Source organism: Staphylococcus sp. 231237_7MaSpsaltlick, from assembly GCF_043107035.1.
In genome coordinates this window covers 1-11,561 of record NZ_JBICNX010000044.1, presented here as the reverse complement: position 1 = coordinate 11,561, position 11,561 = coordinate 1, and the positions used below count along the sequence as shown (strand labels likewise).

The 11,561-nt window shown below is 31.6% G+C and carries 12 protein-coding genes; 4 read left to right on the top strand and 8 right to left on the bottom strand.

The window, feature by feature from the left end; translation table 11 throughout:
* Positions 1-337 precede the first annotated feature (337 nt).
* Entirely contained in the window at positions 338-559 is a 222-nt protein-coding gene (locus ACF91D_RS28680) for a hypothetical protein (RefSeq protein ID WP_002440830.1), read from the bottom strand.
* A gap of 328 nt (positions 560-887) precedes the next feature.
* Here ACF91D_RS28680 and ACF91D_RS28675 point away from each other — a divergent pair, with 328 nt between their 5' ends.
* Both ACF91D_RS28675 and ACF91D_RS28670 read left to right on the top strand, forming a co-directional pair.
* Complete coding sequence (locus tag ACF91D_RS28675) at positions 888-983, top strand: type I toxin-antitoxin system Fst family toxin (RefSeq protein ID WP_002510758.1); 96 nt, start codon at positions 888-890, stop codon at positions 981-983.
* A gap of 247 nt (positions 984-1,230) precedes the next feature.
* Positions 1,231-2,103, top strand: coding sequence for a hypothetical protein (locus tag ACF91D_RS28670; RefSeq protein WP_392438197.1), 873 nt, complete (start codon positions 1,231-1,233; stop codon positions 2,101-2,103).
* A gap of 323 nt (positions 2,104-2,426) precedes the next feature.
* Here the strand turns inward: ACF91D_RS28670 and ACF91D_RS28665 are convergent, their stop codons facing one another.
* The 7 genes from ACF91D_RS28665 to cstR form a co-directional block, all read right to left on the bottom strand.
* Positions 2,427-2,975 (bottom strand): YdhK family protein, encoded by a 549-nt coding sequence (locus ACF91D_RS28665; RefSeq protein ID WP_392438196.1) that lies wholly within the window; start codon positions 2,973-2,975, stop codon positions 2,427-2,429.
* A 19-nt stretch (positions 2,976-2,994) separates the two neighbouring features.
* Positions 2,995-4,428 (bottom strand): multi-copper oxidase Mco, encoded by a 1,434-nt coding sequence (mco, locus tag ACF91D_RS28660; RefSeq protein WP_000277153.1) that lies wholly within the window; start codon positions 4,426-4,428, stop codon positions 2,995-2,997.
* A gap of 14 nt (positions 4,429-4,442) precedes the next feature.
* On the bottom strand, positions 4,443-6,488 hold the full coding sequence (gene copB, locus ACF91D_RS28655; RefSeq protein ID WP_080947926.1) for a copper-translocating P-type ATPase CopB: 2,046 nt from the start codon (positions 6,486-6,488) through the stop codon (positions 4,443-4,445).
* 427 nt (positions 6,489-6,915) lie between these two features.
* Positions 6,916-7,242, bottom strand: a complete 327-nt coding sequence (locus ACF91D_RS28650; RefSeq protein WP_031917994.1) for a four-helix bundle copper-binding protein — start codon at positions 7,240-7,242, stop codon at positions 6,916-6,918.
* Between the two features lie 122 nt (positions 7,243-7,364).
* Positions 7,365-7,970 carry a recombinase family protein gene (locus ACF91D_RS28645; RefSeq protein ID WP_031917995.1) on the bottom strand — a complete coding sequence of 202 codons (606 nt, stop codon included), beginning with the start codon at positions 7,968-7,970 and terminating at the stop codon, positions 7,365-7,367.
* A gap of 134 nt (positions 7,971-8,104) precedes the next feature.
* On the bottom strand, positions 8,105-8,860 hold the full coding sequence (locus tag ACF91D_RS28640) for a sulfite exporter TauE/SafE family protein (protein WP_031917996.1): 756 nt from the start codon (positions 8,858-8,860) through the stop codon (positions 8,105-8,107).
* Entirely contained in the window at positions 8,860-9,120 is a 261-nt protein-coding gene (gene cstR, locus ACF91D_RS28635; protein WP_031863946.1) for a persulfide-sensing transcriptional repressor CstR, read from the bottom strand. The genes ACF91D_RS28640 and cstR overlap by 1 nt, the downstream gene beginning before the upstream one ends.
* A 137-nt stretch (positions 9,121-9,257) precedes the next feature.
* Between cstR and cstA the strand changes: the two genes are divergently transcribed.
* The gene (gene cstA / locus ACF91D_RS28630; RefSeq protein WP_012816716.1) at positions 9,258-10,325 is read left to right on the top strand and encodes a persulfide response sulfurtransferase CstA; all 1,068 of its coding nucleotides are present in this window, start codon (positions 9,258-9,260) and stop codon (positions 10,323-10,325) included.
* 30 nt (positions 10,326-10,355) lie between these two features.
* On the top strand, positions 10,356-11,561 hold a 1,206-nt coding region (gene cstB, locus ACF91D_RS28625; protein WP_392438194.1), incomplete at its 3' end, for a persulfide dioxygenase-sulfurtransferase CstB.

Sequence of the window (11,561 nt, the reverse complement as noted above, 5' to 3'; positions counted from 1 at the left end):
TATGTTGGTATGAAGAATTAGAAGTTTATTCACTAATGATTTTTTTAATCTCTTCTTTTTAAAAATCATTTTTGATATTTGATTATGTGCAAACGTGTTCTAATTTATATAAATTGAGAAAAGAGCAAGGATTCCTTTTTCAGAAATCATTAATTTATGATTTATTTGATTAAGTAAACAAAGCGCTTAATAGATTAATTATTTTTATTAAGCGCTTTGTATTTTAGATATGTATTGTCTCATTTTCATTTAAACGTATCTTTCTTTATGCATTATTGACTGCTTATAAAGGAACATTGGTAGACAAATGAATAATGATAATAAATACTACATTTATTTATAGATCCTTTGCTTTTTCATTTTTTTGCGTTTTTAATTCCTGGTTTTTAAAGGCTTCTAAAATCTCTGGATGGTTTTCTTTAGCATAAAATACTAACAACGCATCCATAAAATCTATTTTACTGTCTCGTTCTTCTGCTACTAATTCATCAAATAATGGTTTGAAAGTTCTGTGTATTTTAATAGATGTTTTTTCTCTAGTTATTTTTTCTTTCGACATTTAAAATCCTCCTTAAGTATAAAACACTTACAATTTTATTAATGCATCTAAATAAACTGTAATAGTATTTTAGTTAGTTCATCTTTAACTAATTCATTTCAATATTTGCAAAGTTTTTTAATAATATACTCATATTTATTATAAACATTTTGACTTTAGAAAAAGTGGAAATTGTATTATTTTAACCGAAGTAACTATATTATTTTATCTTTGTGATGACATAATTCAACTTATCGGAAGTGCATATGCTTGTAGATTAACAGATGGTATAATAGTGGAGTCGCCTATCTCTGGCGTCAATTTGACGTAGAGAGGAGGTGCATACGCAATGACCGACATCTTTGTAAACATCATGACCACAGCAGCAAGTGGTTGCATCGTTGCTTTATTTGCGAACTGGCTACGCAAACGCAATGATAAATAGGCGACTAGTCACACCAAAAAATCCCCTAACTACTGGCATAGTTAGGGGATTTGGTGCATACATGCACGACATCTTTGTTAATTGCATTATAACATCATAGTGGTTAGGAATGCAAAATCATTAAATTGATATACTATTAAACAAATATACTAATTTAATAAAAATTCAGTTAAACCCTGAGAAGTGGAGGTAATACGTTTTAAATGTAGATAACTGTCATTATGTAAACAAAGAAAGGATTTTAAAAATGAAATATAACCTTGGTGAAAACATTACACAACATAAATTGAATTTTAATAGTATATATAAAAACATAGAAGATATAAATGATGAATTCAGAAAGAAAATATTTGAAACAGTAAAAGTTTTAGATAAAAGTATACCTAATTTAGATGAATTAAAAGATGCTTTAAAGAGCTTTAATAATAATGCAGCTAGAATTAATTCAATTTTTATTAACTATGACTATCCACCAATAGATTTTATCGTTATAAGTGAAGTCATGAATTATATTGAAATGAATTCAAATAATCAAGAGGTAACTATAGAAAATATTAATTTGATAATGACAAGATATTTTGATGAAATTCATTTTGATCGTTTAAAAAGCCAAGTAACCACTTACAACTTACCACAAGAAGAAATTACTATATTAAAAGAGATACTAGATGGATATAAACATGGATATTATTATCTTATAATCCCTGCATTATTAGCAAGATTAGAAGGACTGATATTTAATTCTGTAAATTATGAAGGAAGAACTGATTATAATCTCTTTAATATTGTAATAGAAGAAACAATAAACAAGTACAAATCTAATCATGATTATTATATTGATGATGATTATGACAAAATTAAGGAATACTACAAATCCAAGTTAAAAAGAGCCTTTAAATTTGGCGATAAAAATATAAATGGAATTAATAGACATTCTATCATGCATGGTTATGACAATAAGTATGGAACAAAACAAAATGCAATAATGTTATTTTTGCACTTTGAGTATCTTTATAAATGTTTAACAGAGTTAAATGAAAAGGATAAACAATATATCCGTAATAAAATGGAAAATTATAAAATAAGAAAAGCAAAAAGCGTAATAAACAAAATTGACTGATTAGGGTAAGCCCTAATCAGTCAGTAATGAATGTTTGTGACTTTACCTGCTAATTTAGAATAACTTTTCTTGATAAATGATAAAGCTCAATACATTCACTATTCCATTTTTTATATTTTTCGAAATTCCATTGATAAATTATAAAAGATCCCCTCATTTTCATTAAAATCATTTAATTTTTCTAAACAAATGGCCACTCTCATTATTGTGGATATGAGAGTGGCCATAAATTTTATTTGTTTACTTGTCTATTTAACAAAGGGGATTCTCATTGCATTTATCAATCACTAACTAAATACTTTAAAGCTTTAAAATGATAGACATTAACGAGATTTTAGGTCGTCAGTTGTCATCCATTTATGATTTTTAACCATCTCATCGTTTTCTGTTGATTTATAATCCACCATATAAACGGTTGTTTTTTCTACATCATCAATTTGAGCTTCTGCACCTTTCATACCAGGCATATGGTCAGCTTCTAATTTAACTGTATCACCTTTCTTGAATCCATTTTCAGGGGCATCTGCAACTTCCTCATTAACGACCCATTTGTGATTATTAACTTTTTCATCACCATTTGTAGGTGTGTAACTCACGACATAAGCATAAGTCTCATAAGCACCTTTTACAGTAGCTTCCGCATTTTTCATACCGGGCATATGTCCTGCTGTAATAGTAACTTCATCCCCTTTTTTAAATTTACTATCGTCTGTACGCTTCATATCATCTGGAGCCTTGCTTTCACTTTTATGTTCCATGTGTTCTTCTTCTTTTTGATCTTTAGAACCATTATTTTCTTCTTTACTACCCGTTGAGCAAGCTGATAATACTAATCCTGAAGCTACTATAATTGAGCTCAATTTTTTCATCATATTGAATTCTCCTTATAAATTATTTTGTTACTTTTATTTGTCCCATCATTCCATTATCTTCATGCTCAAGTATGTGACAATGGAACATGTATGTCCCAGTATTTTTAAAAACCACTTCTATTTTGGCTTTTTGTCCAGGTTCCAGAGATATAACGTCTTTTTTGCCTCTCATATCTTCTGAAGGTTTCTTCCCATCCACTGATAAAACTTTAAATTGCGTTCCGTGGATATGGAACGGGTGCTTCATACCACCCATTTTATCTTTGACGTTTTCAATTTCCCAAGTTTCTTTCCGGTTTACCTTTTGTGTGAAATCTATTCTGTTAGGATCGAATTTTTTGCCATTAATAGTAACATTATCGTCCATACCTTCTAATTTGATTTTTTTATCTACTTTTGGAGTAGTGTCTTTGTTAGTACTTTTTTCTTTGTTAATAATTGGTAAAATTACTGTTTCATCATTATCAACAAGATTGACTTTTTCTTCTTTCATTTTAGATAAATCTATTACTATTTCTTTTCTTGCTGAAGGAGCTAAATTAATTTCTTTTAACTTTTTAGTCTTTTCTAAATGGCCGCCTTCTGAAGCAATATATTCAAAACTTTGATTATTACTTAGCTTAAGATTTAAATCCCGAGCATTGGAGCCATTTAAAAGTCTCAAACGTATTTTTCCTTCTTTTGTTGTTAATTTAGGATCTACTTTCCCATTCACAAGGACTGTATCACCTTGAGTACCATCTTCATCTTTCGTTTTTGTATAATTTAATTTTTTAGATACAAATGTTTTATCTTGGATTATTATAGGCAAATCATTTTTCCCATAATTGCTAGGATAATTATTCTTTTTGTCATCCTCTATATATAATAACCCTGATAAACCATTATAAACTTGTTTAGCTGTATTTGGGGAGGGGTGGGGATGATACCATAATGTAGCAGCCTCTTGTTTAACCTCAAATTTTATTGTTTTTTCTTTTCCTGGTTTTATAACTTGAGAAGGGCCTCCATCCACTTTTCCATCTATTTCTAACCCATGCCAATGAAATGTTGTATTTTCATCTAAGTTGTTGACTAACTTAATTTTAACCTTATCTCCTTTTTTTAATTTTAAAGTTGGCCCAAGTAAATTTCCATTGTATCCTAAAGTGTTAGAGAAATTACCTTTGTAAAATTCTGTCTTTCCTTTCTGCGCTTTTAATGTATAACTTTTATAACCATTGTTATCTTTTTTAGGATCTAAAACTTTGGGAAATGTTATTTCATTTTTTCCTTGTGAAGAATTCAAATTTTTTCTTTCGTCATGACTTTTCATATCCATCATATCATTTCGCTTTTGATCATTTTCTTTCATGTCCATCATGTTGTGCTTACCTTCTGCAAAAGTATCATTAGGAACCATAAACATTATAGAAAATAACGTAATTAAAATTGTGAACATTTTTTTATACATTATATTTACCTCTTTTATTTTAATTTTAATGTAAATGCATTAATTGCTACGATGATCGTACTTAAAGACATAAGTATTGCACCCACAGCAGGTGATAATATTAAACCAATAGAAGCTAATATACCAGCTGCAAGAGGAACTGCAATCACGTTATATCCTGCGCCCCACCATAAATTTTGAACCATTTTTTTCATCGTATTTTTTGAAAGGGACAAAAAATTGATAATATCAGAAGGATTACTTTTAACGAGTATGACATCCCCCGATTCAACAGCTACATCTGTCCCTGCGCCAATTGCCATACCAATATCTGCTCTAATAAGGCTTGGCGCATCATTGATACCATCACCAACCATCATGATTTTGCTACCATTGCTTTGATAATCTTGGATAATACTTTCTTTATCTTCGGGCATCAATTGCGCGTGGACATCACTAATACCTAATTCTTCAGCCACTGTTTGTGCCACTTCTTTATTATCGCCTGTAAGCATGACTGGCGTAATGTTTCTCGATAATAAATCCGAAACCATTTGTTTTGAACTTTCTTTAATTTTATCGCCTTGTGCGATAATACCAATAACTTGTCGGTCATGAATTAGATAACTAATAGAATTCCCTTGTTGAGCGAGATTCGTAAATTGTTCTTTATTATAATCAAAATTGCTTTTATCGAGATAAGAAACATTCACTATTTTGAGTTTTTTATTATCAACTGTGCCTTCTAAGCCTACACCTGGAATATTATTAACTTCTTGAGGAGTAGCATATGAAATATTTTTGCCTTTAGCAAAATCAACAATACCAGTGGCAAGTGGATGATTAGAGTTACTTTCTAATGAAGTAAATAGACTCAATATTTCTTCATTATTTAGCTCGTTCGTAAAACTTTCATAGTGATTCACTGAAAAGTTACCTTCAGTAAGTGTCCCAGTTTTATCCATCATGATGTAATCAATGTGTTGTGCGATTTCTACAGATTCTCTGTTTTTTATGATTAAACCATTATGTGCGCCTATAGAAGTAGAACGTGCTGTAACTAAAGGTATTGCCAATCCCAATGCATGAGGACAAGCAATAACTAATACGGTTACAAGTCGTTCGAGTGCGAAATCAACGTTATTTTGAATAAGCATCCATACAATAAATGAAATCAGCCCAATTCCTACGGCAAAGTAAAACAAATAACCTGCGACTTTATCCGAGAGGAGTTCAGCTTTTGACTTATCGTTTTGCGCTTGGTTAACAAGACCCATAACTTGAGATAGGTAGCCGTTTTCACCCGTAGCTGTCACTTTAACTTGTACTGTGCCTGAACCATTAATTGAACCCCCAATAACATCATCATTATGAGTTTTATGAACTTTTTTTGATTCGCCAGTAACTAATGATTCATCAATTGATGTTTCTCCTTGAACAATGATTCCGTCTGTGGGTATACTTTCGCCTGCTCTGACTTCCACAATATCGTCAATATAAATATCTGATATTTTAACTTCTTCTCGTTGATTATTATCAATCAGTTTCACTGCAGTATTAGGTAAAAGTTCTGCCATTTTCTTCAGTGCATTGCCTGCATTACCTACTGCGTTCATTTCAATCCAATGACCTAATAACATGATTAAAATTAAAGTCGCTAATTCCCAGAAAAAGTCCATTGTATGTGTGGATGAACCACTGAAATTATTCATATAAAAGGCGTATAAACTATAAATATAAGCAACTGAAATACCTAGAGCAACAAGCGTCATCATTCCAGGTTTTTTAGTTGAAATTTCATCTTTAGCCCCTGATAAAAATGGCTTTCCTCCATAAAAGAATAAAATAGTAGCAAGAATTAATACAATCCAATCTGACCCTGTAAATGAAAATTGAAACGGTAATTTAACCCCCATCATGGGTGATAAAATAATAATCGGTATCGCAAAAATCAAAGAAATAAAGAATTTACTTTTAAAATTCCCATGATGATGATGTGCATGATCGCCATGACTAGCGTGATTCTCATGTTCTTGATGGCTATGATTCTCATGATTTTGATGTTTTTCATTATTCGGCAAAATAAAACCTCCTAATTTTATATTTTTAGAGATAGTAATAAGATAATGTGAGTATAACATATACCCCCTGGACGTATATATTATTTAGTATTTTTTATTTTTCAGCGTTCAGAAAATTTGATAGCCATTTAAATAGAAACTTTAGTCTTGGTTTGTCCATCGCCAAAGAAATTGTGGCATTGCATGGGGGAATATTGAAGTTGAGAGCAAACTAGGCAAAGGCGCTGGTTTTATACTTGATATCCTGATTATCATTATGACTGTGGTAAACCGACGTCCAAGAGGTATATTCATATTGCTGGGTTAAATTGCTGTGTTTCCAGGCACATACTTATTTTATATTCGTTTCTTTAGTTGCAAGAAATAAAAACGTGGCACATGGGGGCTTTATCTCCAATGTGCCACTCCTTATATTATTTGGTTTTGTTTACGCGATTTCTTTACAAGCTTCTACACATTTAAAGCACGTCTCTGCACAATTTTGACAATGGTCATGGTTATGCTTCTGACATTCATTACCACATGCTCCGCATACTTTGGCGCATATTGTCGCCAAATCAGAAGCAAATGGTGAATTTCTTGTTAGCGATTGTTCTAAAAATGCACAGATGTCTGCGCATTCACGATCCAGACGGATGCACTCTGCCATCATTGTCATGTCTTTTTCCTTCAAACAGGCATCGTAACAATGATTACACGCTTCCATACATTCATGTAGCGTTTGAACCAGATTGTAATATTGTTTATCAGTCATTTGATACACCTCCAATGAAATCTAAATCTCTTAAATTAATTCCCATTCTATTTAGTAAATAAACCGATAATTGCTGAACTCCATAGAAACTGCGCAGGATTTTAATATCAAATGTACTTCTCTTAATATTTTCTTTCTTTTTTAATTCTGTATATAGTTTGCCTTGTTATACCGACTTTTTTAGCTATCTTACTAATTGACATTTCTTTATTCAGTAGTTCAACAATACGATAATAAACAAGTCTTTTTTGAGGGTCTTTAGCATCGGGAGAATACAGAACAGGTCTTCCTTTATAAATACCTTTTTCTTTGACTACTTTAATACCTTGAGCTTGTCGACGTTTACTTTCATTTCTTTCTTGTTCTGAAATCATTGCCAATATTTGAATGATTAAATCTTTCATAAACTTATCTAGTAATGGATTACCAATCACTTCATTCATCATGGGTAAACTCGTTATCATTAATTGAACTTCTTTATCTTTTAAATAATTAACTGTTTGGATTATTTCATCGTAATTTCTTCCTAGTCTATCAATAGACTCAATAATTAAACGATCTCCCATTCTTAAAAAATTTAATACTTCTTGAAATACAGGTCGATTTTCTATAGATTTCCCTGATTGTTTTTCAGTGAAGATTTTCTCAGCACCAAAAGATTGCAAATTTTCAATTTGTCTATCCAAATTTTGATCAACGGTAGAAACTCTTGCATATCCAACTATCATTTTTAACACCCTTTCTCATACACCCTAATCATACAAACGAATGTAGCATGTCAATTTACTTGCTATATGAGAATTTTTTAACTTTATAAATAAGAAAGAGAAGTACAAATATTAGTTGTACTTCTCTTTCTTATTTATAAAACAATTTGAATAATCGCAATAATAATTAAAATACTGATGATCCACTTTTGTACAAAACTAGGGAGTTTTTTACCTAATTTTAAACCTAACGGAGCGAAAATAATACTCCCTATTATTAAAAATAACGCATCTTCTAAAGGAATGTAACCTTGTATAAGTTTAATGATAAAGGCGCCAATTGAAGATATAAAAGCAATTACTATACTATTAGCAACCACCGTATTCATTGGTAATTTGAATAAAACTAATAATATAGGAATAATAATAAAGGCGCCGCCTGCTCCAACTATACCCGAAATGATGCCAACGAAAAGACCCACAATAACCAATAAAGGCTTATTAAAGGAAGATTGGTCTGAACTAGGTTTTACGTTAATAAACATTAATATTAATGCAAGTAAAGCAATGATAATATACACCATATTTACAAATGTAGCATCAAATAAATTTGCTAGCAAAGCCCCTAACATGCTCCCTATAATCATACCTCCTCCCATATAAAGGACCAACTGGGGTGAGAATTCTGGTTTTTTTCTTGCTTTCAAAGAGCCACTTAAGGTACTGAAAAAGACTTGGCTAGAAGTAAGTCCTGATGCGATATACGCGCTATATGCAGGAGCCCCAAATAGTGGCGGTAACAATAAAATGGCTGGGTAAATAATAATAGCGCCACCTATACCTACTAGACCAGATATAAATCCTCCGAACACTCCGATGAGCAACATAATGATAATATTTATAATATCCATTATTTACTTTTCACCAATAAGTTAACAGCTTCATTAATGATTTCTTGTGAATCTTCATTGTTGTCATCAGCTGAATTGACGCATTCAATTAAATTTTCGCTAATAATAATCCCCATTAATCTTTGTAATGAACTTTTTGAAGCACTAAGTTGCGTAATCACATCTTTACAATGCTTTTCTTCTTCCATCATTTTTACAACGCCATTTAATTGCCCTTGTACTCTATTAATACGATTGATCATGTTTTTATCATAATTCATAGTAATTTCCTCCACTTTTAATTGAATAGAGTCATAATAATAAATTAAAACAAGTTTGTCAAATACGTGCGGGGGTATTTGACAAAAAGAGTTATATCTTTTAACATACCCTTATAGGTATTTAACAGGAGGTTATTATGAAACAATATAATGAAAAACATATTAATGATTTAAGTAAATCAGAATTAGAAAAATTAACTTCTCAAGGTCAATTGATTGATGTAAGAACACAAGAAGAATATGAATTGGGGCACATCAATGGTTCCACACTGCATCCTGTAGATGAGATTGAGTCGTTCAATAAAGACAAAAATAAAACCTATTATGTACACTGTAAAAGTGGTAACAGAAGTGCTAAAGCTAGTAAATATTTAGCTGAACAAGGTTATGACGTTGTAAATTTAGACGGCGGCTATAAAGCTTATGAAGAAAAAAACGTCAGCGATGATACAAAAGAAGAAAACACAAATGTAGAAATTAAAGCAGAGCGTAAACAATTAAACTATAGTGGTCTTCAATGTCCAGGCCCTATTGTAAATATCAGTAAAGAAGTAAAAAATATTCAAGAAGGTGACCAAATTGAGGTTACAGTCACAGATCCAGGATTCGCAAGTGATATTAAAAGCTGGGCGAAACAAACGGGACACACATTAGTAAAACTTGATGGGGGTGACAATGAAATTAAAGCGATTATTCAAAAAGAACAACCCAAAGATTTAGAAGTGAGTCATACGTCTAAAGGCACTACAATTGTACTATTTAGTGGAGAATTAGATAAAGCAGTGGCAGCAATGATTATTGCGAATGGTGCTAAAGCTGCAGGAAGAGATGTAACCATCTTTTTCACTTTCTGGGGACTTAACGCGTTGAAAAAAGCGCAAACAGCTAACGTTAAAAAGAAAGGTATCGCAAAAATGTTTGATTTTATGTTGCCAAAAACACCCTTGAAAATGCCACTCTCTAAAATGAATATGTTCGGTTTAGGTAATATCATGATGCGCTACGTAATGAAAAAGAAAAATGTTGATTCATTACCATCACTTATCGACCAAGCAATCGACCAAGATATCAAATTAATCGCATGTACGATGAGCATGGATGTCATGGGCATTAAGAAAGAAGAATTAAGAGACGAAGTTGAGTACGGCGGTGTAGGCACTTATATAGGTGATACTGAAAACGCGAGTCATAATTTATTTATTTAATTAAATCTATTAAAATAAGGAGTTCTTTATATGTTTTTTAAACAATTTTACGATAACAATTTATCTCAAGCATCTTATTTAGTTGGCTGTCAACGCACAGGAGAGGCAATAATAATTGACCCTGTACGTGACTTAACAAAATATATGGAAGTTGCAGATAGCGAAGGTTTTACAATTACACAAGCTGCAGAAACCCATATCCACGCTGATTTTGCTTCAGGCATTAGAGATGTGGCAGAACAATTAAATGCAAACGTATATGTATCTGGCGAAGGTGACGATGAATTAAGTTATCGTAATATGCCAGAACAAACACATTTTGTTAAACATCAAGATATTATTCATGTAGGTAACATTAAATTAGAAGTATTGCATACACCTGGTCATACCCCAGAGAGTATTAGTTTCTTACTCACGGATGAAGGTGGCGGCTCAAGTGTTCCAATGGGTTTATTTAGTGGTGACTTTATTTTTGTTGGTGATATCGGTAGACCCGATTTACTAGAAAAATCAGTTCAAGTCGAAGGTTCTACAGAAGTTAGTGCGAAACAAATGTATCAATCTATAGAAAGTGTTAAAGATTTACCAGATTATATTCAAATTTGGCCAGGCCACGGTGCTGGAAGTCCTTGTGGTAAAGCATTAGGCGCCGTACCAATGTCTACGCTAGGTTATGAAAAAATAAATAACTGGGCATTTAGTGAAACTGATGAAATTAAATTCATTGAAACATTAACATCAAATCAACCAGCGCCACCACATCATTTTACACAAATGAAAAAAATTAACCAATTTGGTATGGAATTATATCAACCATACAATGTTTATCCTAGTTTAAGCAATGAAAGAATAGCATTTGATCTTCGTAGCAAAGAAGCCTTTCATGGTGGTCATACTAAAGGGACAATCAATATTCCTTACAACAAAAACTTTATTAACCAAATCGGTTGGTATTTAGACTATGAAAATAGTATAGATTTAATTGGTGATAAATCTACCGTTGAACAAGCAGCGCATACTTTACAATTAATTGGATTTGATAATGTAGCAGGTTATCGTTTACCAAAATCAGAAATTTTAACCCAATCCATCCATAGCGTTGATATGACTGGTAAAGAAGAATATATACTTGACGTACGTAATGAAGAAGAGTGGAATAATGGGCACTTAGATCAAGCAGTCAATATTCCGCATGGTAAATTATTATATGAAAATATTCCATTTAATAAAGAGGAT

What these genes read in the sequence shown, in the direction of transcription:
- cstR (WP_031863946.1), bottom strand. Translation starts at nt 9,120, where the DNA reads ATGAATTATGATAAAAACATGATCAATCGTATTAATAGAGTACAAGGG.
- ACF91D_RS28650 (WP_031917994.1), bottom strand. Translation starts at nt 7,242, where the DNA reads ATGACTGATAAACAATATTACAATCTGGTTCAAACGCTACATGAATGT.
- ACF91D_RS28665 (WP_392438196.1), bottom strand. Translation starts at nt 2,975, where the DNA reads ATGATGAAAAAATTGAGCTCAATTATAGTAGCTTCAGGATTAGTATTA.
- ACF91D_RS28670 (WP_392438197.1), top strand. Translation starts at nt 1,231, where the DNA reads ATGAAATATAACCTTGGTGAAAACATTACACAACATAAATTGAATTTT.
- cstA (WP_012816716.1), top strand. Translation starts at nt 9,258, where the DNA reads ATGAAACAATATAATGAAAAACATATTAATGATTTAAGTAAATCAGAA.
- ACF91D_RS28675 (WP_002510758.1), top strand. Translation starts at nt 888, where the DNA reads ATGACCGACATCTTTGTAAACATCATGACCACAGCAGCAAGTGGTTGC.
- ACF91D_RS28680 (WP_002440830.1), bottom strand. Translation starts at nt 559, where the DNA reads ATGTCGAAAGAAAAAATAACTAGAGAAAAAACATCTATTAAAATACAC.
- ACF91D_RS28640 (WP_031917996.1), bottom strand. Translation starts at nt 8,860, where the DNA reads ATGGATATTATAAATATTATCATTATGTTGCTCATCGGAGTGTTCGGA.
- ACF91D_RS28645 (WP_031917995.1), bottom strand. Translation starts at nt 7,970, where the DNA reads ATGATAGTTGGATATGCAAGAGTTTCTACCGTTGATCAAAATTTGGAT.
- mco (WP_000277153.1), bottom strand. Translation starts at nt 4,428, where the DNA reads ATGTATAAAAAAATGTTCACAATTTTAATTACGTTATTTTCTATAATG.